This is a genomic window from Streptomyces arenae, assembly GCF_022343545.1.
In the GTDB taxonomy this organism is placed as follows: domain Bacteria; phylum Actinomycetota; class Actinomycetes; order Streptomycetales; family Streptomycetaceae; genus Streptomyces; species Streptomyces humi.
This window is the reverse complement of record NZ_JAKQYH010000093.1, coordinates 21306-44437: the sequence shown is the minus strand read 5'-3', so window position 1 is coordinate 44437 and position 23132 is coordinate 21306. Positions and strand designations below refer to the sequence as shown.

At 70.9% G+C, this 23132-nt stretch carries 22 protein-coding genes and 2 rRNA genes; 20 read left to right on the top strand and 4 right to left on the bottom strand.

Annotated features, from left to right (window positions below; all coding sequences use genetic code 11):
* The 11 genes from MB828_RS44665 to MB828_RS44615 form a co-directional block, all read left to right on the top strand.
* Nucleotides 1–113: ribosomal RNA gene (locus MB828_RS44665) — 23S ribosomal RNA — on the top strand; the annotation flags it as partial.
* Between the two features lie 89 nt (nt 114–202).
* A 5S ribosomal RNA gene (gene rrf, locus MB828_RS44660) occupies nt 203–319 on the top strand.
* 60 nt (nt 320–379) lie between these two features.
* Nucleotides 380–1024, top strand: coding sequence for an HAD family hydrolase (locus MB828_RS44655; protein WP_301653160.1), 645 nt, complete (start codon nt 380–382; stop codon nt 1022–1024).
* Between the two features lie 93 nt (nt 1025–1117).
* Entirely contained in the window at nt 1118–1816 is a 699-nt protein-coding gene (locus tag MB828_RS44650) for a VC0807 family protein (RefSeq protein WP_301653159.1), read from the top strand.
* A gap of 81 nt (nt 1817–1897) precedes the next feature.
* Nucleotides 1898–3112, top strand: a complete 1215-nt coding sequence (locus tag MB828_RS44645) for an MFS transporter (RefSeq protein ID WP_301653158.1) — start codon at nt 1898–1900, stop codon at nt 3110–3112.
* Entirely contained in the window at nt 3063–4235 is a 1173-nt protein-coding gene (locus MB828_RS44640) for an acetoin utilization protein AcuC (RefSeq protein ID WP_301653157.1), read from the top strand. Before MB828_RS44645 ends, MB828_RS44640 begins: the two co-directional genes overlap by 50 nt.
* Nucleotides 4236–4578: 343 nt before the next feature.
* Nucleotides 4579–5394: a phosphatase gene (locus MB828_RS44635; RefSeq protein ID WP_301653156.1), complete on the top strand. Its 816-nt coding sequence runs from the start codon at nt 4579–4581 to the stop codon at nt 5392–5394.
* Nucleotides 5395–5526: 132 nt separating this feature from the next.
* Entirely contained in the window at nt 5527–5736 is a 210-nt protein-coding gene (locus MB828_RS44630) for a helix-turn-helix domain-containing protein (protein ID WP_123975194.1), read from the top strand.
* Between the two features lie 131 nt (nt 5737–5867).
* Nucleotides 5868–5966, top strand: coding sequence for a 30S ribosomal protein bS22 (locus MB828_RS44625; protein WP_003948845.1), 99 nt, complete (start codon nt 5868–5870; stop codon nt 5964–5966).
* Between the two features lie 171 nt (nt 5967–6137).
* Nucleotides 6138–7247: an NAD-dependent epimerase/dehydratase family protein gene (locus MB828_RS44620; protein ID WP_301653155.1), complete on the top strand. Its 1110-nt coding sequence runs from the start codon at nt 6138–6140 to the stop codon at nt 7245–7247.
* Between the two features lie 14 nt (nt 7248–7261).
* Complete coding sequence (locus MB828_RS44615; RefSeq protein WP_301653154.1) at nt 7262–8434, top strand: lysophospholipid acyltransferase family protein; 1173 nt, start codon at nt 7262–7264, stop codon at nt 8432–8434.
* Nucleotides 8435–8533: 99 nt separating this feature from the next.
* Here the strand turns inward: MB828_RS44615 and MB828_RS44610 are convergent, their stop codons facing one another.
* From MB828_RS44610 to MB828_RS44600, 3 genes are all read right to left on the bottom strand, one after another.
* Nucleotides 8534–9778 (bottom strand): DUF5667 domain-containing protein, encoded by a 1245-nt coding sequence (locus MB828_RS44610; protein ID WP_301653153.1) that lies wholly within the window; start codon nt 9776–9778, stop codon nt 8534–8536.
* A gap of 234 nt (nt 9779–10012) precedes the next feature.
* Nucleotides 10013–10792: an ECF subfamily RNA polymerase sigma factor, BldN family gene (locus tag MB828_RS44605; RefSeq protein WP_133027601.1), complete on the bottom strand. Its 780-nt coding sequence runs from the start codon at nt 10790–10792 to the stop codon at nt 10013–10015.
* A 402-nt stretch (nt 10793–11194) separates the two neighbouring features.
* A complete protein-coding gene (locus MB828_RS44600; protein ID WP_301653152.1) occupies nt 11195–12118 on the bottom strand; it encodes an HAD family hydrolase in 924 nt (307 codons plus the stop codon).
* A 139-nt stretch (nt 12119–12257) separates the two neighbouring features.
* Here MB828_RS44600 and MB828_RS44595 point away from each other — a divergent pair, with 139 nt between their 5' ends.
* The 9 genes from MB828_RS44595 (at nt 12258) to hemB (ending at nt 22256) form a co-directional block, all read left to right on the top strand.
* Nucleotides 12258–12542, top strand: a complete 285-nt coding sequence (locus MB828_RS44595; protein ID WP_301653151.1) for a glutaredoxin family protein — start codon at nt 12258–12260, stop codon at nt 12540–12542.
* A 281-nt stretch (nt 12543–12823) separates the two neighbouring features.
* Complete coding sequence (locus MB828_RS44590; protein ID WP_133027598.1) at nt 12824–13579, top strand: redox-sensing transcriptional repressor Rex; 756 nt, start codon at nt 12824–12826, stop codon at nt 13577–13579.
* Nucleotides 13576–15273, top strand: a complete 1698-nt coding sequence (locus tag MB828_RS44585) for a glutamyl-tRNA reductase (protein ID WP_301653150.1) — start codon at nt 13576–13578, stop codon at nt 15271–15273. The genes MB828_RS44590 and MB828_RS44585 overlap by 4 nt, the downstream gene beginning before the upstream one ends.
* A complete protein-coding gene (hemC, locus tag MB828_RS44580) occupies nt 15270–16229 on the top strand; it encodes a hydroxymethylbilane synthase (RefSeq protein ID WP_301653149.1) in 960 nt (319 codons plus the stop codon). The genes MB828_RS44585 and hemC overlap by 4 nt, the downstream gene beginning before the upstream one ends.
* Nucleotides 16226–17932: a uroporphyrinogen-III synthase gene (locus MB828_RS44575; protein ID WP_133027595.1), complete on the top strand. Its 1707-nt coding sequence runs from the start codon at nt 16226–16228 to the stop codon at nt 17930–17932. The genes hemC and MB828_RS44575 overlap by 4 nt, the downstream gene beginning before the upstream one ends.
* A 473-nt stretch (nt 17933–18405) precedes the next feature.
* A complete protein-coding gene (locus MB828_RS44570; protein WP_301653148.1) occupies nt 18406–19371 on the top strand; it encodes a helix-turn-helix domain-containing protein in 966 nt (321 codons plus the stop codon).
* Nucleotides 19372–19457: 86 nt separating this feature from the next.
* Nucleotides 19458–20342 carry a DNA-processing protein DprA gene (locus MB828_RS44565; RefSeq protein ID WP_301653147.1) on the top strand — a complete coding sequence of 295 codons (885 nt, stop codon included), beginning with the start codon at nt 19458–19460 and terminating at the stop codon, nt 20340–20342.
* A 157-nt stretch (nt 20343–20499) separates the two neighbouring features.
* A complete protein-coding gene (locus MB828_RS44560; RefSeq protein WP_301653146.1) occupies nt 20500–21105 on the top strand; it encodes a hypothetical protein in 606 nt (201 codons plus the stop codon).
* A 158-nt stretch (nt 21106–21263) separates the two neighbouring features.
* The gene (hemB, locus tag MB828_RS44555) at nt 21264–22256 is read left to right on the top strand and encodes a porphobilinogen synthase (protein WP_133027591.1); all 993 of its coding nucleotides are present in this window, start codon (nt 21264–21266) and stop codon (nt 22254–22256) included.
* Between the two features lie 100 nt (nt 22257–22356).
* Here hemB and MB828_RS44550 read toward each other — a convergent pair whose 3' ends face one another.
* The gene (locus MB828_RS44550) at nt 22357–23112 is read right to left on the bottom strand and encodes a DUF4232 domain-containing protein (protein ID WP_301653145.1); all 756 of its coding nucleotides are present in this window, start codon (nt 23110–23112) and stop codon (nt 22357–22359) included.
* Nucleotides 23113–23132 lie beyond the last annotated feature (20 nt).

Sequence of the window (23132 nt, the reverse complement as noted above, 5' to 3'; positions counted from 1 at the left end):
CCACCTCTATAAGAGGGTAAGGCTCCCAGTAGACGACTGGGTTGATAGGCCGGATCTGGAAGCCAGGTAACTGGTGGAGGTGACCGGTACTAATAGGCCGAGGGCTTGTCCTCAGTTGCTCGCGTCCACTGTGTTGGTTCTGAAACCACGAACAGCCCCATGCCAGGTCACGGCATGGTGCGGCTGAACAGTTTCATAGTGTTTCGGTGGTCATAGCGTGAGGGAAACGCCCGGTTACATTTCGAACCCGGAAGCTAAGCCTCACAGCGCCGATGGTACTGCAGGGGGGACCCTGTGGGAGAGTAGGACGCCGCCGAACAAATATTGGGAAAGGCCCACGCCGTATGGCGTGGGCCTTTTCGCGTTTATGCTCGACCTCATGCGCTACGACCTGGTCATCTTCGACAATGACGGCGTTCTCGTGGACAGCGAGCCCATCTCCAACCGTCTGCTGGCCGCCTATCTCACCGAGTTGGGCCACCCCACCTCCTACGAGGAGTCCATACGGGACTACATGGGATCCGCGATGCACCGAGTCCATGAGCTGGTGGAGGAGCGAACGGGACAGCGGCTGCCGGACGACTTCGACGACGTCTTCCACGCACGGGTGTTCGCGGCCTTCGAACGGGAGTTGAAGCCCATCACGGGGGTCGCGGAGGTGCTGGAGCGACTGGCGGCGGACGGGGTGCCGTACTGCGTGGCCTCGTCCGGGAGCCATGAGCGGATCCGGGTGGGGCATCGCACGACCGGGCTCGACCGGTGGTTCGACGAGTCGCGGGTGTTCAGTTCACAGGACGTGGGGCGGGGAAAGCCGGCGCCGGATCTCTTCCTGTACGCGGCCGAGCGGATGGGGGTCGCGCCCGAGCGCTGTGCCGTCGTGGAGGACAGTCCACTGGGAGTACAGGCAGCGGTCGCGGCCGGGATGGACGTGTACGGGTTCACCGCCATGACGCCGGCCGACCGGCTGCGGGGGGCCACCCAACTCTTCTCCGACCCGGGGGACTTGACCGGCCTGCTGGAATGACCGAGTGCACCGCGCCGACGCTGACAATTGTCATGCCGAGCTCCGGACGATCGTTTCTACCGGGCGACCCCGCCCGGACGCGAAGCTGAGGGCATGACGAAGACGACGAACACCGGGTCCCAGAGCAAGCAGCAGCCCGGCGTGCTGGCTAACCTCCGGCCGCTGGTCGTGGATGTGGCGGTGCCCCTCGGGTCGTACTACTTCCTCAAGGGGGCCTTCGGGACGAGCACCTTCGCGGCGCTCGCCTGGAGCAGCGTGGTGCCGGCCGTGCGGACGGTGTGGAGCGTGGTCCAGGAGCGCCGGGTCAACGCGTTCGCGGGGCTCGTCCTGGTGGTGAACGTGGTGTCGTTGGCGCTCAGCTTCGTCTCCGGTGACCCGCGGCTGATGCTCGCCAAGGACAGCGGGGTCAGCAGTGTGATCGGTATCGCGATCCTGGTGTCGGCGGTGCTGGGCCGGCCGATGATGACCGAGGGGCTCAAGCCGTTCATCCTGAAGGGCGACCCGGCCAGGGCGGCGGCCTTCGAACGGCTGCGCTCCGGGTCCGCCGCGTTCCGGCGGGCGGAGCGGGCGTACTCGCTCGTGTGGGGCGGGGTGCTGCTCGCCGAGTGCGTGGTGCGGGTCGTGGGGGCGTACACGCTGCCCGTGGACACCATGGTGTGGCTCGGCTCGGTCGTCCTGGTGAGCGCGATCGGGATCGGGATCGTCGTCAGCGGCGGGCTCGCCGCGGAGCCGATGGCCCGGATGATCACCGCCGAGAACAGGGTGCGGCGCGAGGTGGCCGTCGTCGCCTGACACCACGTGAGGTAAAGCTGAAGGAAATTCATCTTTGGCTGGATCTACCCACGAGTACGCCGGGGCCCTACGCTCGCCGCCATGACAGATGTGCTGCGGCGCGGTAGGGCCTCGTTGGCGTTCAGCTTCTTCACGCAGGGCGCCACCTTCGCGCTGCTGGTGACGCGCATCCCCGCGATCCAGGACCGGTACGGCGTCTCCGACGCGCTGCTGCCGGTCTTCCTGGCCGCCGTGCCCATCCTGGCCGGCGTCGGCAGTGTCACCACCGAGCAGCTGGTGAAGCGAATACGGCCCAGCCGGCTGCTGCGTTGGTCCCAGCCCGTGGTGATGCTGGCGCTGCTCGGGGTCGGGGCCGGCGGGCACTTGGCCGAGCTGGCCGTGGCGCTCGGCGTGTTCGGCCTGGCCGTCGGGGCGCTGGACGCCTCGATGAACATGCTGGGAGTGAGCCTTCAGCGGACGTACGGGCGGAGCATCATGCTCAGCTTCCATGCCGCGTACAGCCTCGGCGGGATCCTCGGGGCCTCGCTGGCGTGGGTGGGCGCGCACTGGCACCTCGCGCTGTGGGTGTCGTACCTGCCGGTGGTCGCGGTGCTGTTGCCGGCCGCGCTGGTGGGGAGCCGCTGGTACGTGGACGGCGGTCCGGCGCCGGTCGAGGACGGGGCGGCCGCGGGTGGGGGCGGTGTCGTCTTCAAGCTGCTGCTGCCGCTGTGCCTGGTGATGACCTTCGCCTACATCGGGGACTCGACGGTCTCCAACTGGAGTGCGAAGTACCTGAAGGACGTGCTGGGCAGCAGTGAGCAGCTCGCGACCGTGCCGTACAACGTGTACATGGTGACCACGCTGGTCGGGCGGGCCATCGGGGACTTCGGGGTGCGCCGGTTCGGGGCGGTGACCGTCGTACGGCTGGGGGCACTGGTGGCGGCGGTCGGGTTCGCGGTGGTGGCGGTGGCGCCCGGGGCGTGGGTCGGGATGGGCGGGTTCACTCTGCTGGGGCTCGGGTTGTGCGTGCTGGTGCCGCAGACCTTCGCGGCGGCGGGGCGGCTGTTCCCGGGGGCTTCGGACGCGGCCATCGCCCGGCTGAACATCTTCAACTACGTCGGGTTCCTGATCGGTTCGCCGTTGGTGGGTGCGCTGGGCGACGCCTGGAGCTATCGCGGGGCGATGCTGGTGCCGATGGTGTTGGTGCTGGTGACGTTGGGGTACGCCCGTTCGTTCGCGACCAGCTCGGACCGATACGGTGGCGGGCATGAGCGGCCGCGCACAGCTGATGTGGGACGAGGCAGTAACGGGCTATGACTTCGGCCCGGGCCATCCGATGGACCCGGTCCGGCTGGCGTTGACCCGGAGTCTGGTGAACGCCTTCGGGCTCGACCGGGCGGTGGACGTCGTCGCGGCCAAGCCGGCCGGTGAGTCGACGTTGCGGCTGGTGCACCGGGAGGACTACATCGAGGCCGTGAAGGCGGCTTCGGCGGATCCCGCGGCGGCCGACCAGTCGTACGGCCTCGGGACGGTGGACGATCCGGCCTTCGCCGGGATGCACGAGGTGTCCGCGCTCATCGCGGGGCAGACGGTGGCGGCCGCGGAGGCGGTGTGGCGCGGGGACGCCGATCACGCGGTGAACTTCGCGGGCGGTCTGCACCACGCGATGCCGGGGGCCGCGTCCGGGTTCTGCGTCTACAACGATCCCGCGCTGGCGATCGCGCGGCTGCTGGAGCTCGGTGCCGAGCGGATCGCCTACGTGGATGTCGACGTGCATCACGGGGACGGGGTGCAGGCCGCGTTCTGGGAGGATCCGCGGGTCCTGACGATCTCGCTGCACGAGCATCCGCGGACGCTGTTCCCGGAGACCGGGTGGCCCGAGGAGACCGGGGCCGGTGCGGGGGAGGGGTCCGCCGTGAACGTGGCGTTGCCCGCGGGGACCGGGGACGCGGGGTGGGTGCGGGCGTTCCACGCCGTCGTGCCGGAGCTGCTCGCCGACTTCCGGCCGCAGGTGCTGGTGACGCAGCACGGCGCGGACACGCACTTCGAGGATCCGCTGGCTCATCTGGCCGTCTCGCTGGACGCGCAGCGGGCGGTGCAGGTGGCGTGTCATGAGCTGGCGCACGAGTACGCCGGTGGGAAGTGGGTCGCGCTGGGGGGCGGGGGGTACGAGGTGGTGGACGTCGTGCCCCGGTCCTGGACGCATCTGGTGGCGATCGCGGCGGGGCGGGAGATCGAGCCGGAGACGCTGGTGCCGGAGGGGTGGCGGCAGGAAGTGTTCGCCCGGACGCGGCAGTTGGGGCCGGGGCGGATGACGGACGGGCGCTGGCCGGTGGGGTGGGCGTCGTGGGAGGCCGGGTACGATCCCGCGGACCGGCTGGATCAGGCGGTACGGGCCACCCGGCGGTCCGTGTTCCCGCTGCGCGGGCTGCTGGCCTAGGGGTTTTCCGCCCCCGCCGCCCCTACCCGTCCCGTCCTCCAGGGGGCAAGCCCCCTTCGACCCCCCTTGCGCAGACGGGGGCAGACGGGTGCCGGCTGGCCCTGGGGGCTGCCGCCCCCAGACCCCCGCTTCGGCCTGGACGGCCTCGTCCTCAAACGCCGGACGGGCTGGGCAGTGAGCGGCCGTCGGGCGGCCTGAAGAGCGGGTGCACGTCGGGCGGGCTGGGTGGTGTGTGGCCGTTGGGCGGGGGGAGTCGTGGGTGGGGGGCGATCGTTGGGCCAATCGTGGGGTGTTGGGGTGCTTTCCAGGTGTTTTGGGGGGTGCGTGCGTCACCATCTCAGGCGTGTTGAGTGGTGGTGGGCTTCGGGCGTATCTGGTGGCTGTTCGGCTTGCCGGGGCTGTGGCTACTTCGCGGGAGCGGAGTCGGCGGAACTATCGGCTGTTCGCGGCTCGGGACCCCCGGGTGCTGATCGGGATCGATCCGCAAGGAAGCTGGGGCGAGGCGGAGTTGGTTCGGTTGATGGCAGCCAAGTGTGGGGTTTCGGACGATCCCCGGTGTGTTTCAGGGCATGATGTGATCGATCCGGCGCGTACGGTGGCCGCTCTGGACGCCTTCGCCGAGCGCGTGCGGGAGGTCGCCCGGCGGCGCGGGCCCGTGCTGTTCGGGACCGGACATCCGCACCGGCTGATCGGCTTCTACGCCGGTCTCGCGGACGCGCTGTCGGCGGCGGGGTGTGAGGTTCTCACCCCGGCGCAGGGTCGCTGTGTCGACATAACGACCCGGTTCGGTCTACGTACGGGCAACCTCGATTACGTACAAGGTGTCGGGTTGGTGCGGGAATCGGGAGGTGAACGCCCCGGTTGTGCGCCGGGGACGCACACGCATTCGCCGCTGCCGGTTCGGCTGGCCCTGGAGGCCGCGGCGAGGGGTGACGGGCCGTTGCCCGAGCTGGTGGTAGGCGACCATGGATGGGTCTGCGGTGCAGGTCAGCTCGGGTTCGAGGCCATTGGTCTGGCGGATACGGATGACCCCGCGGTCTTCGTGGGGGAGGCCGAGGGGGCCGTGTCCGTCGCCGTTCCGGTTGATGACGGCGTGCGGTCTGAGTACTACATGCCTCTCACCCGCTACGTACTCAATCGAGCGTGTCTGTCACAGTAGGCCGCCGATGGGTGCACCTCTTCCCCACTCGCATCACCCGCCCCTACATTGGGGAGTGAGCACGCAACGACGAAGAGTCACCGGAAGGGGAAGCCGGTGGCCCGTCGAGTGCGGAAGGTTCGGGTGTGTGACATGGCTGCAGACCAGAGGCCTCTGAACGAGGTTGTGTTCCTTACCGTGGCGGAGGTCGCCGCGGTGATGCGAGTGTCGAAGATGACCGTGTACCGGCTGGTGCACAGCGGTCATCTGCCCGCGATCCGGGTGGGGCGGTCCTTCCGCGTCCCCGAGCAAGCGGTACACGAGTACCTTCGCGAGAGCTATGTGGGGGTCGAGACCGCCTGACGGCGTGTTCCGGGGCACCCCGGAACACCTCGATTACGACCTCAGCGCTCGGGCGGGTAGGCTAGCCCCTCGTAGGTCGTATGGGCCCATGGCGCCCAGCACCGAGTGATGAGAAGTGAGCGAGGGTAGTCGTGGGCTCTGTTATCAAGAAGCGGCGCAAGCGGATGGCCAAGAAGAAGCACCGCAAGCTGCTCAAGCGCACGCGCGTTCAGCGCCGTAACAAGAAGTAAGTACGGCGCCGAGCCGCGAGAGCTTGTGTGTGGCCCCCCACCAGTACGGTGGGGGGCCACACGCATTTTCCGGCCGTTGCGGCGCGTCGTGGCCTGTCGGGGGTCATGCCGGCGCAACACCGACCCGCTAAGTTGGCCCGCGTACGGGAACACGGAAGAAAGGCGCTGATCTTGGGGAAGGTCGTGCTCGTGACCGGAGTGGCCCGTCAACTGGGGGGCCGGTTCGTACGACGCATTCAGCGTGATCCCGGAGTGGACCGCGTCGTCGCCGTGGACGCGGTGCCGCCCGAGCACCACCTGGGCGGGGCGGACTTCATCCAGACCGACATCCGGCAGCCGTCCATCGCCCGGGTGCTCGCCGAGAGCGGGGCGGACACCGTCGTCCACATGGACGTGACCGGGACGCCGCTGGGGAGCGGCAGCCGGGCCACCGTCAAAGAGACCAACGTCATCGGGACCATGCAGCTGCTCGGCGCCTGTCAGAAGTCGCCGAACGTCAAGCGGCTGGTGATCAAGTCCAGTACGAACGTGTACGGCTCCGCGCCGAAGGACCCGGCGGTCTTCACGGAGACGACCCCGCCGAAGTCGCTGCCCAGCGGCGGGTTCGCGAAGGACACGGTGGAGGTCGAGGGGTACGTGCGCGGGTTCGCCAGGCGGCGGCCCGACGTGGCCGTGTGCGTGCTGCGGTTCGCCAACATCCTCGGTCCGACCGCCGACACCCCGCTCGTCTCCTACTTCTCGCTGCCCGTGCTGCCGACCGTGCTCGGCTACGACCCCCGGCTGCAGTTCGTGCACGAGGACGACGTCATCGACGTCCTGCGGATCGCCTCGCACGAGCCGGCCCGGGGCACGCTCAACAGCGGCACGTTCAACATCGCCGGCGACGGCGTGCTGCTGCTCTCGCAGTGCTCGCGGCGGCTGGGGCGGCCCACCGTGCCGTTGCTGCTGCCGGCGGTCACCTGGGCCGGGTCGCTGGTGCGGACGCTCGGCATGAGCGACTTCTCGCCCGAGCAGATCCGGCTGCTGACGCACGGCCGGGTGGTGGACACCGTCCAGATGCGCGAGACGCTCGGGTTCCGGCCCAGGTACACGACGGCGCAGACCTTCGCGGACTTCGTGCGGGCCCAGGCCCCCGGGCTGCTGCCGCCCGGTGCGGTGGCCGCGGCCGTCGACCGGATCGCCGCGTTGCCCGCGCTGCACGGCGGGCACACGGTGCCGAAGGACCCGACGAGGACCGCGACGAAGTCTTCGCCGAAGACCCCGTCCCAGAGCGCCAACTGAGGAGCGCAGCAACGATGGCGGACGCCAAGGTCATTCCGTTCGACGACGACCGGTCCCGCGGGGCCGCCGCGCAGCGGCCTGCCCGGCGCCGGGGTGCGGGGAGCCGCCGCAAGGGCGGCGGCGAGCAGTCGGCGGTGCGTGAGCAGGCGCGGGTGCGTGAGCAGGCGGGGGCGCGTGAAGACGCGGGGGCGCGGGAGTCCGGGTCGGCGCGTGAGTCCGGGGCGGTGCGTGAGTCCGGGGCGGTGCGTGAGGTCCAGCCCCTCGCCGGGCGGATCCCCGCGCAGGAGGATGTGCATGTGACCCGGGAGAACCCTGAGACGGGTGCGGAGCGGCAGCCGCACGACGAGGCCGGCCTGGAGCGGCGCGTCGCGCGCGGTCTGGCGTTCCTGCGGCGGCGGCTGACCGGGGACTACGAGGTCGACGACTTCGGCTACGACGAGGAGCTGACCGACCAGGTCCTGATGTCCCTGCTGCGGCCGGTGTACGAGAAGTACTTCCGCGTCGAGGTGAAGGGCATCGAGAACATCCCGGCCGAGGGCGGTGCGCTGATCGTCGCCAACCACTCCGGGACGCTGCCGCTCGACGGCCTGATGATGCAGGTCGCCGTGCACGATCACCATCCGGAGAATCGTCACCTCAGGCTGCTCGCGGCGGACCTGGTGTTCGTGCTGCCGGTCGTGAACGAACTGGCGCGCAAGCTCGGGCACACGCTGGCGTGCGCGGAGGACGCCGGGCGGCTGCTGGAGCAGGGAGAGCTGGTCGGGGTGATGCCGGAGGGGTTCAAGGGCATCGGGAAGCCGTTCGGCGAGCGGTACAAGCTCCAGCGGTTCGGTCGGGGCGGGTTCGTGTCGACCGCGTTGCGGCAGGGGGCGCCGATCATTCCCTGCTCGATCGTGGGGGCCGAGGAGATCTACCCGATGATCGGCAACGCGAAGACGCTGGCGCGGGTGCTGGGGATCCCGTACTTCCCGTTGACGCCGACGTTTCCCTGGCTGGGGCCGTTGGGGGCGGTGCCGTTGCCGACGAAGTGGACGATCCAGTTCGGGGAGCCGATCGTCACGGACGGGTATCCGCCGGAGGCGGCGGAGGACCCGATGCTGATGTTCAACCTCACCGATCAGGTGCGGGAGCAGATTCAGCACACGCTGTACAAGTTGCTTGTGCAGCGCCGGTCGGTGTTTTTCTAGCGGTCCCCTTGTACGTCCACTGCGGGCCGGTGGGGGCCGGTCGCGCAGTTCCCCGCGCCCCCAAGCGGCGGCTTCGCCGCCTTGGGGGCGCGGGGATTCCTAGTTGCCGCTGTCCTCGCTGTCGATGCCCAGGCCCGGTAGGAGGCCCGGGAGGAGCGGGGGCAGGGTCACGTTCGGTTCGCTGGACGTGGTCTTCGACGGGGCCGGAGTGCTCGGGCCCGTCTTCGGGGGGTCCAGGAGGCCGCCCGTGGTGCCGCCGATCAGGCTGTCGTCCGCGCTGCCGGATGCCGAACCGCTGGGTGTTCCGGTGCTGGACTCGTGGCCCGTGGACGAGCTGCCGGAGGACGACGGAGCCGTCGACCGGTGGCGGCCCGAGGTGCCCGTGGACGCCGTGCCGGAGTCCTGCTTGCCGGTGCCGCCGCCGGTGTTCTGGGACGGCTGGGGAAGCAGCGACTGGAGCGGCCCGACCTCTTCGTCTATGGCGGCGAAGCCCGCCGACACCTGCTGGCTGACGTCCCCGAGCTGGACCGGGAGCCGGTCGCGCAGGGCGCCCCAGGCCTCGCGGTGGGACTGGGCGAAGGCCGACAAAGCCTGGATGGGGCCCAGCGAGTTCGGGTCGCGCTCGTAGGCCTCGTGGAGCAGCCGGTGGCCCTCGGTGACGTCGTGCTGCATGCCGGACAGCGTGCGGCGGATCTCACCGATCGACTCGTGGTCGAGATGGCCGCCGCGGTCCCGCTCCATCAGCCGGCGGGCCTCCATCAGCCGGGTCGAGGCCTGGTCGAGGTAGGTCTGGCCGCGCTGGTCGTCACCGTTGGACAGGTAGTTGAGCTGGAAGTCCTCGATGCCGCGCTTGAGGCCGTACAGCGAGTCGCCGGGCAGCGCGTCGGAGCTGGCGGCGGCGACCCCGCCGAAGGCTCCGGCGGCCACGCCGACGCTCAGGCCGCCCGCGGCGAGCCCCTTCGTGAGCCGGGAACGCGGTCGCAGTTTGCCCAGTGGACTGGCCCGGTGCGCGCCCTTGGACCGGCCGGCACGCTGCTCGGGCAGTGCCGTGTCCGCCGCCCCGCCCAGGGTGCCCTCCGCCAGCATGGCCTCCATCGCGGCCACCAGCTGAGCCCGCTGCACGACCTTGACCTCGGGGTCGAGCTCCGGTTTCGGCAGTGCGGCGAGACCCGTCGCCAGGGCCAACAGCTCGCCCTGCTCGGTCCGTTCGGCCCGGTCCGCTGTGACCGGTGGATCGCCCACCGGTCCCTCGGACGGCTCGGCCGCCGGATCCCGGCCGGGCTGCTCCTCCAGGGCCTGGGCGAAGGCGTTCGCCCGCCGGTGTGCCGATACGTTCGCGATCACTGGCGGCACCTCCTCTCGTCATGACGGTCGACTCCCCAGGGGGTCCTGAGGGTTGCACGCCCTCGACCGGACCACACGAACGTGTGATCAGGGTCTTGCTGGACGTGACCACAGGGAGCCTGTATCCCGCACAACGAGCGGCTTGGCACTTGGGTTACGGACGAACGGAGATCGGCTGAGAATGGCAACGGGCCCTCACGGAACGTGAGTTGAGAGTCGCCCGGAGTGCCCGCCTCAGCGGGCGTCCTCCGGGAGGAGCCGGGCGAGGGTGCGCACGGCCCGGTACTGGAGGGTCTTGATGGCGCCCTCGTTCTTGCCCATCACCCGGGCGGTCTCGGCCACCGAGAGGCCCTGGAGGAAGCGGAGCGTCACGCACTCCTGCTGCTGGGGGTTGAGGCGTCGTACGGCCTCGAGCAGGGCCGCGTTGGAGAGGGACTCCAGGACGGAGTCCTCGGGGGAGCGCTCCACCTCGTTGGCGTCGAGCATCTCACCGGTGGTGACCTCCAGGCGGAAGCGGCTCGACTTGAAGTGGTCGGCGACCAGGTTGCGGGCGATGGTGACCAGCCAGGCGCCGAAGTCGCGGCCCTGCCAGGTGAAGGTGCCGATCCTGCGGAGCGCGCGCAGGAACGTCTCGCTGGTGAGGTCCTCGGCGGTCGCCTTGCCGCCGACGCGGTAGTAGATGTAGCGGTACACGGTGTCGCTGTACTGGTCGTAGAGGCGGCCGAAGGCATCGGACTCGCCGGCCTGCGCGCGCTCCACGAGATCCATCATCCGGGCGCTGTCGCTGTCCGCGGCCGGGCGGCGGGCGGTGGCGGCGGTGCCGGTCGAACGGCCGCGTCTGCCCACCGCGGCGCCGCCGTCGGCCAGTGCGTAGCACGGGCCCACGGGGGCGGCGGCGAAGGCGGGGACGGCGTACGCGGTGGGGACTAGGCCGCGCAGCGTCTCTTTGACCGTTGCGACTGTTGCGCGCAGCGTAGCCAGGCCCGAGGCGTCAACCCCGACGTGTGGGTACACGGGACTCCCAGAGGCAGAGCTTTCATCACGTGCAGTGCGGAACCGTTCACCCGTCGTAGCGACGGAGGGGTACCGGTTTGCGTCTGAGGAGAATAACGCTTCGTGCAGGCACTGCTACACCGAGTTGCTCAAATCGTCGATTGAGTCGCTTCTCTTACCGTTTTGAGCCGGTTCAAGTGCCGCAGAGTGATTGATTGTTGATCAGAAAGGTGCGTGTTCCGGCGGAGTCGAGGGCGTGTTGGGGCACCCGCGCGATAATTCGGGCGCGCGGGGAGGTCCGCGGCGGCGGCCGGGGGTCGGCTGCGGATGTCCGGTGCGGGTGCCCGGGTGTCCGGGTGCGTCCGGTCGCCGGGCATGACGGGGCGGCGCCCCGTCAGGGGCGCGCGGTGGGGTCCGACCGGGTTACCGGCGCCGCCGGCTCAGTGCGATCGCCGCGGCCGTGCCGCCGGCGACCGCTCCCACTCCGGCCGCCGCCGGGATCCCCACCTTCGCCGCCTTGCGGCCCGTCCGGTAGTCGCGCAGCCGCCAGTCCATCTCCCGGGCGTGCTTGCGCAGCTTGCTGTCCGGGTTGATGGCGTACGGGTGGCCGACCAGGGACAGCATCGGGATGTCATTGTGGGAGTCGCTGTAGGCCGCGCAGCGGGACAGGTCGAGGCCCTCGGCCGCGGCCAGCGCGCGTACCGCCTCCGCCTTGGCCGGGCCGTGCAGCGGCTCGCCGACCAGTTTGCCGGTGTAGACGCCGCCGACCGACTCGGCGACCGTGCCGAGCGCGCCCGTCAGGCCGAGGCGGCGGGCGATCACGCCGGCGATCTCCACCGGTGCCGCCGTGACGAGCCACACCTTCTGGCCGGCGTCCAGGTGGGCCTGGGCGAGGGCGCGGGTGCCGGGCCAGATCCGCTCGGCCATGTACTCGTCGTAGATCTCCTCGCCGATGGTCTGGAGCTCGGCGACCCGGTGGCCCTTGACGATGGACAGGGCCGAGTCACGGGCTTCCTGCATGTGCTCGGGGTCCTCGACGCCGGCCAGCCGGAACCACGCCTGCTGCCAGGCGAACCGGGCGAGGTCGCGGGTCTCGAAGAACTTGCGCTTGTAGAGGCCGCGGCCGAAGTGGAAGATGGCGGCGCCCTGCATCACCGTGTTGTCCAGGTCGAAGAACGCGGCGGCCTTGTCGTCGCCGAGCACCGGGAACTCCGGTTCCGCGGCCTCGCCGACGAGCGCCGGCGCTTCCTGGTTCTTGCGCGCGGCCTCTGCCGAGGCCTCGCCTGCCAACACGCTCCGCGCCGTGGCGGAGCGCCTACGGGGAGTGAGCCATCCGAGAGCGGCCATGTCGTGAGCATAGCCAGTCCGTTCGGTGGTTCCGGAGTCACGGGAGTTCGACGGGTGTGAACTCTCCGCGACCGGGTCGTTAAGGGTGATGCGGAAGGCGTGCAGAAGGCGGCGGACGTGCCCTGCCAGGGGCGGGACAATGGACGACATGAGTCCCCTCTTCGGCCGGAAGGCGCCAGCACCCCGTGTGCGGCTGGTCACCCTCATCCGTAAGCCCGGCTGCCATCTGTGTGATGACGCACAGGCCGTGGTCGAGAAGGTGTGCGGCGACCTCGGCGTGCCCTGGGAGCCCCAGGACATCACCGAGGATCCGCGGCTGCACGACCTGTACTGGGAGCAGATCCCGGTCGTACTCGTCGACGGTGAACAGCACACCTTCTGGCGCGTGAACGAAGAGCGGCTCCGCAAGGCACTGACCGACTAGTCCAAACCGGCGGGAAAGTGGCTTAGGATCGATGGCGGCTGGATCTCGGGGGGCGGGATTCGTAAGGAGCGTGTGCGGTTTTGCCCCCATCGGAGAGGGAGCGCGAGCGGGTGTGCGCCGGTTCCGTGCGACTGCGCCGGGGGCGCGTGACCCCGGTCACGTTGGCCGGGCAAATCGGACACCATCTTTGTGCACGCGTTCACAAAGACATAGCCTGCTGTCGACGGGGCGGTCTGGGTACGAGTGACCGTCCGCAGCCCCGCTCAACCCGTTGGAGCACCGTGGCAACTGGCCGAACTCACCGACCGGCGACCCGCAGCCGAGGTATCCCCGAGGCCACCGTCGCCAGGCTTCCGCTGTACCTCCGGGCGCTGACCGCACTGTCGGAGCGCTCGGTGCCCACGGTCTCCTCCGAAGAGCTGGCCGCCGCCGCGGGGGTCAACTCCGCCAAGCTGCGCAAGGACTTCTCCTACCTGGGTTCCTACGGAACGCGCGGTGTCGGCTACGACGTCGAGTATCTCGTCTACCAGATCTCCCGTGAGCTGGGCCTCACGCAGGACTGGCCGGTTGTGATCGTCGGTATCGGTAACCTCGGCGCCGCCCTCGCCAACTACGGCGGGTTCGCCTCCCGTGGCTTCCGGGTCGCCGCGCTGATAGACGCCGACCCGGCGATGGCCGGGAAGCCGGTCGCCGGTATCCCGGTGCAGCACACCGACGACCTGGAGAAGATCATCCAGGACAACGGCGTCAGCATCGGCGTGATCGCCACCCCCGCCGGTGCCGCGCAGCCCGTCTGCGACCGGCTGGTCGCCGCCGGTGTCACCTCCATCCTGAACTTCGCGCCGACCGTGCTGACCGTCCCGGACGGCGTCGACGTGCGCAAGGTCGACCTCTCCATCGAGCTGCAGATCCTCGCCTTCCACGAGCAGCGCAAGGCCGGCGAGGAGCACGGGGGCACGGTGCCGCCCGTCGCCGCCCACCAGGAGCCCGGCGAGCAGGGACCCGACGGGGACGTACCCGCCGTGATGCCGGCATGAGTCTCCTCGTCGTCGGGCTGAGCCACCGCAGCGCCCCGGTCAGCGTGCTCGAACGGGCCGCGCTCGCCATGGACGCCCAGGTCAAGCTGGTCCAGGACACGGTCGCCGCCGAACCGGCCACCGAGGCCGCGGTGCTCGCCACCTGCAACCGCATCGAGCTGTACGCCGACGTCGACAAGTTCCACGCCGGGGTCGCCGAGCTGTCCACGCTGCTCGCCCAGCACAGCGGGGTCGGGCTGGACGAGCTCACTCCTTATCTCTACGTGCACTACGAGGACCGGGCCGTCCACCACCTGTTCTCGGTGGCCTGCGGGCTGGACTCGATGGTCGTCGGCGAGGGGCAGATCCTCGGCCAGATCAAGGACTCGCTGGCCCGCGCGCAGGAGCTGCACAGCGCCGGACGGCTGATGAACGACCTGTTCCAGCAGGGCCTCAGGGTCGGCAAGCGCGCCCACTCCGAGACCGGCATCGACCGGGCCGGGCAGTCGCTGGTCACCTTCGGCCTGGAGCAGCTGGCCGCCGGTGCGGACGTGGGGACCTGGGCCACGGGCAAGAAGGCGCTGGTCATCGGCGCCGGCTCGATGTCCTCGCTGGCCGCCGCGACGCTCGCGCGCGCCGGGGTGGCGGAGATCGTCGTGGCCAACCGGACGTACGACCGGGCCGAGCGGCTGGCGCGGATCCTCACCGAGGGCGACGACACGGACGTGACGGCCCGCGCGGTACCGATGGACGCGGTGCCGGGCGAGCTGACACGTGCCGACGTCGTGGTCTCGTGTACCGGGGCGACGGGGCTGGTGCTGACGGCGGAGGCGATCGCGGCCGCCGTCGAGGGGCGCACCGGCGAGCCCGTCGCCGAGATCGCCGTACCGGAGGCGCCGAGGCAGCCGGTCGCGGGCACGAGCCTCGGCACCGACGAGAACTGTCCGCTCGACCTCGCCGCCGAGCAGAGTGGTTTCTCCGTGATGGGCGAGGCCGCCGTCGCCGGGATGGCCGCCGCCGAGCTGGAGCAGCACGCGGCCTGGGTGGACAACGGGACGGTGGACATCCGGGAGGCCGGCCGTCGCACCCCCGAGACCGTCGGGGCCGACGCCGAGCTGATCGGCGCGCTCGCCGCGACCGCCGCCCGCACCGGCCGGATCCCCGAGCGGCGCCGGCCGGAGCCGGTCGCCGGGTTCACCCGTCCCGCCCCCGCGCTCTTCCTCCTCGACCTGGCCATGCCCCGTGACATCGACGCGGCCGCGCACCGGCTGGCCGGGGTCCGCCTGGTGGACATCGAGTCGCTGGCGGAGGCCTCCGCGGACGCCCCGATGGCGGCCGACGTGGACCAGGTACGGCGGATCGTCGCCGACGAAGTTGCCGCGTTCGGCGCCGCCCAGCGGGCCGCGCACATCACGCCCACCGTCGTGGCCCTGCGGACCATGGCCGCGGACGTCGTCGCCGGCGAGATCGCCCGGCTCGACGGGCGCCTGCCCGACCTGGACGAACGCCAGCGCGGGGAGATCCGCCAGGCCGTGCACCGGGTCGTCGACAAGCTGCTGCACGCGCCGACCGTACGGGTCAAGCAGCTCGCGGCCGAGCCCGGCGGCGCCGGGTACGCGGACGCGCTGCGGACCCTGTTCGACCTCGACCCCGAGACGGTGGCCGCCGTCTCCCGGGCCGTGGACAGCACGACCGAGAAGGACCGACCGGTATGAGTGACAATCCACTGCGACTGGGGACCAGGCGATCCAGACTCGCCATGGCCCAGTCCGGGCAAGTGGCGGAAGCCGTGAGCCAGGTGACCGGACGGCCCGTCGAGCTCGTCGAGATCACCACCTACGGCGACACCTCCCGCGAGCACCTCGCGCAGATCGGCGGCACGGGCGTCTTCGTGACCGCCCTGCGGGACGCGCTGCTGCACGGCGAGGTCGACTTCGCGGTTCACTCGCTGAAGGACCTCCCGACCACCCAGCCCGAAGAGCTGGTGCTGGCCGCCGTACCGGTGCGCGAGGACCCCCGGGACGTGATCGTCGCCCGGGACGCGCTGAAGTTCACCGACCTGCCGCGGGGGGCCCGCATCGGCACCGGTTCGCCGCGCCGCGCGGCCCAGCTCAACGCGTACGCCCGCGCGCACGCGCTGGACATAGCGACCGTCCCGATCCGGGGGAACGTCGACACCCGGATCGGATACGTGCACGACGGCGAGCTCGATGCGGTGGTGCTGGCCGCGGCCGGCCTGAGCCGCATCGGCCGCATCGACGAGGTGACCGACTTCCTGTCGGTCGACACGGTTCTGCCCGCCCCCGGCCAGGGGGCACTGGCGATCGAGTGCGTCGCGGACAACGCGTCGCTGATCGCCGCGCTCGGGGAACTCGACGACCCGTTCACGCGGGTCGCCGTGACCGCCGAGCGGTCACTGCTCGCCGCCCTGGAGGCCGGCTGCTCCGCCCCTGTGGGCGCGCTGGCCGACCTTCTGGCCGACGGGCAGACTGTCAACGAAATGCGCCTGCGGGCAGTCGTCGGCACGACCGACGGCACCCGGATGGTGCAGTTGTCCACCACCGGTCCCGTGCCCGAGACATACGACCAGGCGACGGCGCTCGGTCGCGAACTCGCCACCGAGATGCTTGCCCAGGGCGCGGCCGGTCTGATGGGGGAGCGAGCACAGTGAGCCCCACCAACCTTCCCGCCGGCCTCGATCACGGGCACGTCACCTTCCTGGGTGCCGGACCCGGGGATCCGGGACTGCTGACCTTGCGTGCCGTGGAGGCACTGTCCAGCGCGGACGTCCTGGTCGCCGAGCACGACGTGCTCGACGTGATCAGGAGCCACGCCAGGCAGGGTGTCTCCGTCGTGCCCACGAACCCGGATCCCTCGTCGGATCCGTATCCGGGCACAGGCACGCCTCAACTCACGGTTGTTGACGGCGTGTCAGCAACCGCTTCCCTCCCGCCCGCGCGGGATGCGGCTCATCTTGTCATGGAGGCCGCGCGGGGTGGCAGGCGGGTCGTCCGTGCGGTGTCCGGGGACCCGGGACTTGATACGTACGCGACCGAGGAAATGCTCGCCTGTGCCGCAGCCGGTGTGCCCTTCGAGGTCGTGCCGGGTGTCGCGGCCGCGGTCGGGGTGCCGGCGTACGCCGGTGTGCCGCTGCGGGACGCGCAGGGCGCGGACGTCCGCTTCGTGGACGCCCGTACCGCCTCCGACCGGTGCTGGACCGAGGTCGGTGCCTCGGACGGCACGGTGGTCGTGTCGACGACCCTCGACTCGGTGGCCGCGGCCGCCGGGGAGCTGGTCGCCGCGGGCCGCAAGCCGGACACCCCGCTGACGGTCACCGTCGCCGGTACGACGACCCGGCAGCGGACCTGGACCGCCACCCTCGGCACCATCGCGCAGACGCTGAAGCAGGCGAAGGTGCTGCCCTCGCCGGACGGCGGCCGGCCGGTGATAGCCGTGGTCGGCGAGCGGTCCTCGGCCGCCCAGCGCGACCAGCTGTCGTGGTTCGAGTCCAAGCCGCTGTTCGGCTGGAAGGTGCTCGTGCCGCGCACCAAGGAGCAGGCGGTGTCCCTCTCCGACCAGCTCCGCTCGTACGGGGCCGTGCCGTACGAGGTGCCGACGATCGCCGTCGAGCCGCCGCGCACGCCTCAGCAGATGGAGCGGGCGGTCAAGGGGCTCGTCACCGGACGGTACGAGTGGATCGCCTTCACCTCGGTCAACGCCGTCAAGGCGGTCCGGGAGAAGTTCGAGGAGTACGGCCTGGACGCGCGCGCCTTCGCGGGCATCAAGGTCGCGGCGGTTGGCGAGCAGACCGCCAAGGCGCTGGTCGCCTTCGGCGTGAAGCCGGACCTGGTGCCGAGCGGTGAGCAGTCGGCCGCCGGACTCCTCGAGGACTGGCCGCCGTACGACCCGGTCTTCGACCCGATCGACCGGGTCTTCCTGCCGCGCGCCGACATCGCCACGGAGACCCTGGTCGCCGGGCTGATCGAGCTGGGCTGGGAGGTCGACGACGTCACGGCGTACCGCACCGTGCGGGCGTCGCCGCCGCCGGCCGAGACCCGCGAGGCGATCAAGGGCGGCGGGTTCGACGCCGTGCTCTTCACGTCGTCCTCGACCGTGCGGAACCTGGTGGGTATCGCCGGGAAGCCGCACAACGTGACGGTCATCGCGTGCATCGGCCCGGCCACCGCCAAGACCGCGGAGGAGCACGGGCTGCGGGTGGACGTGATGGCTCCGGAGCCGTCGGTCGGCAAGCTGGCCGAGGCGCTGGCCGAGTTCGGCCTGCGGCGGCGCGCGAGCGCGCTGGAGGCCGGGGACCCGGTGACCCGCCCGAGCGAGCGGCGGCCGGGGGCCAGGCGGCGGCGCACCACTACGTGAGCTAGCGCGAGAGAGGGCCCGGGGCTTGGCCCCGGGCCCTCTTCCGCGTGCGGATTCCCCCGCGGGCCGGTGGGGGCTGGTCGCGCAGTTCCCCGCGCCCCTGTCGGGGCGCCTCGGTTTCCGCGTGTGGGTTTCCGCGGGCCGGTGGGGCTGGTCGCGCAGTTCCTCCCCCCAGCGCCCCTTTCGGGGTGCCTCGACGCCGAAGCCTGGAAACCCGTCGTGCAGTGGGGCGCGGGCCGGGGCTGCGGGCGGTAAAAGACCAAAGAACCCTGGGAAAAAACCCACCAACCGACCAAACCTCGCCTTCGTCACACGGGCGGGTGAATCCGGCTGGTCCGGCTGGCGCAGCGGCGGGTCGGGCGGGCAGTCTCGGCGCAGGCAACATCCACAACCCCATACGTGCTTCGGCCCCCGCCGGGACGGCAATCCCAGTGCGAGGGCCTGACCAACGAGGAAGAACGGACCCCTTCCCCATGGCTGAGAACAAGCCTATCCCTGCGCCGCGCCCGAATGACGGCGTTCGACCGACGACCACCCACTCCGGTGTCACTCACGTACGCACGTACCAGTCGGGCCAGTACGTCGTCGTAGGCAACCACCTCGCCCAGCACCGCGAGCTGTCGCTGACCGCGATCGGACTGGGTGCCCACATCCTGTCGCTGCCGGAGGGTGCCCCGGTCGACATCCGCAGCCTCGCCGACCGGTTTCCCGAGGGGCGGGACCGGATCGCCTTCGCCCTGCGGGAGTTGGAGGCGCACGGCTACCTGGAGCGGGTGCGGGAGCGTACCGAGGCGGGGCGGTTGTTCACCCGGACGTATGCCCATCACACCCCTCAGGAGGACGACCGAGGTGGCACCGGGTCGGTGGCCCCGCACGCACAGGCCACCTCCGTCCCTGCCGACCCCGACCCCGGCCCCGGCATCGAGTCCGATCCGGAGCCTGTGCCGCCCGCAGTGCCCGAGCGACGGCCCGAGGCGGCCGGAGACCGGCCCGCCGCGCCAGTGCCGTCCGCCGTGGAGTCGTACCCCGCCGCACGCCATGAGAAAGCTGCCGCCCTCCTCGCGGCTCTGCGCCGCACCGACGATCGCCTCACGCTCTCGCCACGGGACGTGAACCGGCTCGCCCCCGCTGTCACCGCCTGGTTCGACCGCGGTGTCCCGGCGGCTGTCGTACACCGCGTCCTGACCGCCGATCTCCCCGTGGACGTGCGACGTCCGGCCGGTGTACTCGACTACCGCCTCCGTGAACTGCTGCCCGCGCCCCTGCCGGCGATTCCCGCACCATGCGCCGTACCGGCGGACCTCCAGGTCGGCCGCCGCGATACGCACCCCTTCCAGACCTGCGACGGCTGTGAACGCGCCTTCCGCGCGCCGGCCCCCGGCCGCTGCCGTGACTGCAGGCATCGTCAGGCATCCCCCGCCGTTGCCTGCGCGGCCTGATCGGACTCCGGCAGATGACTGTCACAGCCTCGGTTCGTGCGTTCTCGGCCACTCCTCGAGCCGGAGGGCGTTCCTATACTTGCGCCATGGATCAGGAACTGGAGCGGGCAGCCGTCGTCGCGCTGCTACGGCGTGGTGATCGCTCCTGGTCCGAGCTGACCGACCGGATCGAGACGGTCGGAAGCGCCCGGGACGTTCTGGAGGAATCACTCGACGGCGCCGGACAGACCGCCCTCTTCGACCCCGGCCCGGCCGTGGACCTCGACGGTGTCGCCGCCGAGATCGCCGCCTGGGAGCGGGAGGGGATGCGGTTCGTCACCATCCTCGACCAGGACTATCCGCTGTATCTGCGGTTGGTTCACCAGCGGCCGCCGTTCCTCTTTCTGCGGGGCGGCCACGTCGAGCACGATCTGCGTGTCGCCGTCGTCGGAACCCGGACCCCGACCGCCGACGGGATCGCTCATGCCGGTGCCATCGCCGGCGGCCTCGCGGAGCGGGGTGTCACCGTGGTCAGCGGCTTGGCGGCCGGTATCGACACCGCTGCGCACGGTGCCGCGCTGGCCGTCGGCGGACGCACCGTCGGCGTCATCGGCACGGGCCTGCGCCGGACCTATCCGGCGCAGAACGCGGCACTTCAGAACGAGATCGCCGAACGGGGCCTGCTGATCTCGCAGTTCTGGCCGGACGCGCCGCCGTCGAAGACGTCCTTTCCCCTGCGCAACGCGGTGATGAGCGGGTACAGCCTGGCCACCGTCGTCGTCGAGGCCGCCTACCGCAGCGGCGCCCGTATGCAGGCACGCCTCGCCTTGGAACACGGTCGCCGGGTGTTCCTCATGCGTTCCCTGCTCACTCACGAATGGGCCAGGGAGTACGCGGCCAGACCGAACACCACCGTCATCGACGGGCCCGAGGACGTCTTCAGCCGACTTGAGTCCCTCGTCCCCACCACGGGCGAGCTGACCTGGAAGTAGGGCGGCGCACCCGATGGCCACCGTCGTTGAGCTGTCCGCCCGTTATGCCAACTTCCTCGTCCATCCGCTGCTGCCGGGTCCGGGTGTGTGTCAGGTCTGCCGAGGGCCGGCCGGCCCGGGGTATCCCACCTGTCGACCGTGCCACGGAACCCGTTCCGTGCTCGGCGGTGCCGTGGCCGATGTCGTCGTGCCGGTCAGCCTCGCCCTCAAGGGTGAGCAGTACGCGAACGAACTGTGGCGGTACAAAAACGTCACCGGGCCTCAGCGGCATTACTTCAGGACCGGTCTGGCGGCCGTGCTCTGGCGCTTCCTCGCAGCGCACGAGGCATGCGTCGCCCACCGGTGCGCCGTGCCTGGCTTCGATGTCGTCGCCACGGTTCCAAGTACCGGTGGGCGGGAGGCGCACCCGCTGCGGACCATGGTCGCCGACATGATCGGTGTGACCCGCAAACGGCACCGCGACCTGTTACGGGCGACGCAGAAGGCCGGGGAACTCGGCCGCACCGCGTCCTCGGCACGCTACACGTCGTCGCCTCTGTGGGGTGAGCATGTGTTGCTCGTCGACGACACCTGGACGACCGGCAACCATGTGCAGTCCGCGGCGGCCGCTCTCAAAGCGGCCGGTGCGGGAAGCGTGGCAGTCGTCGTCCTCGGGCGGCATCTCAACATCGACTACGGCGACACGTCGGCCCACATCGAGCAGGCACGGTTACGACGCTTTTCCTGGGATGTCTGCCCGGTACGGCCCTGGGCGCACAACTGACCCGCTCTTCCGTCACGCCTTGTCGTTGGCGAGGATTTCTTTCAGGTCTGCTACCACGGTGGGGGCTGGGTGCGCAGTTCTCCCACAGCCTTCGGCCGGGGGTACCCGCCGACGGTACGTCGGCAAGTGGGGGGTGGGGGCGGGCGTAGCGTGGGGGTATGACGACGTACGGCTCCTTTCCCGGTACCCGGCCGAGGCGGCTGCGGTCCACCCCCGTCATGCGGCGCATGGTCGCCGAGACCCGGCTGCACCCCGCCGACTTCATCCTGCCCGCCTTCGTGCGGGAGGGCGTGAGCGAACCCGTGCCCATCACCGCGATGCCCGGGGTCGTCCAGCACACCCGGGACAGCCTGAAGAAGGCGGCGGCGGAGGCCGTCGAGGCGGGCATCTCCGGGATCATGCTGTTCGGGGTGCCGGAGGAGGGCAAGAAGGACGCCCTCGGCACACCCGGGACCGACCCGGACGGGATTCTCCAGGTCGCGCTGCGGGACGTGCGCGCCGAGGTCGGCGACGACCTGCTCGTCATGTCCGACCTGTGCCTCGACGAGACCACCGACCACGGCCACTGCGGGGTGCTGGACGCCGAGGGCCGCGTCGACAACGACGCCACCCTGGAGCGGTACGCCGAGATGGCCCAGGTGCAGGCCGACGCCGGCGCCCATGTCGTGGGCCCCAGCGGGATGATGGACGGGCAGATCGGTGTCGTCCGCGACGCGCTCGACCAGATCGGACGCGAGGACGTGGCGATCCTCGCCTACACCGCGAAGTACGCCTCCGCCTTCTACGGCCCGTTCCGGGAGGCCGTCGGCTCGTCCCTCAAGGGGGACCGCAAGACGTACCAGCAGGACCCGGCCAACCTGCGTGAGTCCCTGCGGGAGCTGGCCCTCGACCTGGAGGAGGGGGCCGACATGGTGATGGTCAAGCCGGCCGGACCCTACCTCGACATCCTCGCGCGGGTCGCGGACGCCGTGGACGTGCCGGTGGCCGCCTACCAGATCTCCGGCGAGTACTCGATGATCGAGGCCGCCGCCGAGAAGGGCTGGATCGACCGCGACCGGGCGATCCTGGAGACGCTGACCGGCATCAGGCGGGCCGGCGCGCGGAACATCCTCACGTACTGGGCGGTCGAGGCCGCCCGCATGCTGGGCTGAGACCCGGGGTGCTTCGGCGGGATTCGGCTACGACGTCACCGACGCCGACATCAACGTGTACGCGGGTGTCGCCGCCAGGGCCTGAGCGCGGCAGCCCCGTTCACCAGTCGAGGGCGTCGGCGCGGTTCTGCTGCCAGTACGTCACCTGCAGCGAGCTGTCGTAGTACACGCCCTTCGCCGGCAGCGACGGGAGCGCGGACGCCCCGCCGCTGCTGTTCGGCGTCATGCCCTGGAAGGCGACGGTCAGCCTGTGGCCGGTGGTGCCGCCGTCGCCGCTGCCGTCGGCGGCCGACAGCAGGACACCCGCGTACCCGGACTCGCCCGGCGCGAGCGTCGTGACCGCCTGCGGCTGGGTCTCCTTCGCGCCCTGCGGGGCCCACTGCATCTCGTCGAAGCGGAGGACCGGGAAGTACGTCAGGTCGCAGAGCTTGCTGCCGGTGTTGGTGACCGTGATCAGCATGTGGTTCAGGGGGCGGGAGAGCGACTGGACCTTGACGGCGGTGTTCGAGCCGTTGCAGAGGACGCGATCGGCGGAGGCGTCGTCCTGGCCGCCGCCGGGCTTCTTGGCGGTGGCGGTGGTGGTGTCGGCGGGGGTGCGGGTCGACTTGCCCCCATCCGTACTCGTACCGGCGCCCGTGCTCGTGCCCGCACCCGTGCTCGTACCCGTGCCTGTCCCGGTGCTCGTGCCGTCGGCGCCCTCCGATGCCTTCGGCGTGGCCGCGGTCGACGTGGTCGTGGCCGAGCCGGCCGCGCCCTCGTCCTTGGTGCCCGTGCCGTCCTGGCATGCCGTCAGGGCGAGGGCGGCGACGGCGGTGCCGGTGGCGGCGAGCAGACGGAGACGGCGGGTGGTGCGCATGGCGAATCCTCTTTCGAGTG

Excerpts from the sequence above, each read along its gene's own strand:
- MB828_RS44640 (WP_301653157.1), top strand. The coding sequence starts at position 3,063 with ATGAGCGGCCGCGCACAGCTGATGTGGGACGAGGCAGTAACGGGCTAT.
- MB828_RS44570 (WP_301653148.1), top strand. The coding sequence starts at position 18,406 with ATGGCTGAGAACAAGCCTATCCCTGCGCCGCGCCCGAATGACGGCGTT.
- MB828_RS44565 (WP_301653147.1), top strand. The coding sequence starts at position 19,458 with ATGGATCAGGAACTGGAGCGGGCAGCCGTCGTCGCGCTGCTACGGCGT.
- MB828_RS44600 (WP_301653152.1), bottom strand. The coding sequence starts at position 12,118 with ATGGCCGCTCTCGGATGGCTCACTCCCCGTAGGCGCTCCGCCACGGCG.
- MB828_RS44650 (WP_301653159.1), top strand. The coding sequence starts at position 1,118 with ATGACGAAGACGACGAACACCGGGTCCCAGAGCAAGCAGCAGCCCGGC.
- MB828_RS44585 (WP_301653150.1), top strand. The coding sequence starts at position 13,576 with ATGAGTCTCCTCGTCGTCGGGCTGAGCCACCGCAGCGCCCCGGTCAGC.
- MB828_RS44630 (WP_123975194.1), top strand. The coding sequence starts at position 5,527 with ATGGCTGCAGACCAGAGGCCTCTGAACGAGGTTGTGTTCCTTACCGTG.
- hemC (WP_301653149.1), top strand. The coding sequence starts at position 15,270 with ATGAGTGACAATCCACTGCGACTGGGGACCAGGCGATCCAGACTCGCC.
- MB828_RS44550 (WP_301653145.1), bottom strand. The coding sequence starts at position 23,112 with ATGCGCACCACCCGCCGTCTCCGTCTGCTCGCCGCCACCGGCACCGCC.
- MB828_RS44645 (WP_301653158.1), top strand. The coding sequence starts at position 1,898 with ATGACAGATGTGCTGCGGCGCGGTAGGGCCTCGTTGGCGTTCAGCTTC.
- MB828_RS44615 (WP_301653154.1), top strand. The coding sequence starts at position 7,262 with ATGGCGGACGCCAAGGTCATTCCGTTCGACGACGACCGGTCCCGCGGG.
- MB828_RS44595 (WP_301653151.1), top strand. The coding sequence starts at position 12,258 with ATGGACGACATGAGTCCCCTCTTCGGCCGGAAGGCGCCAGCACCCCGT.
- MB828_RS44655 (WP_301653160.1), top strand. The coding sequence starts at position 380 with ATGCGCTACGACCTGGTCATCTTCGACAATGACGGCGTTCTCGTGGAC.
- hemB (WP_133027591.1), top strand. The coding sequence starts at position 21,264 with ATGACGACGTACGGCTCCTTTCCCGGTACCCGGCCGAGGCGGCTGCGG.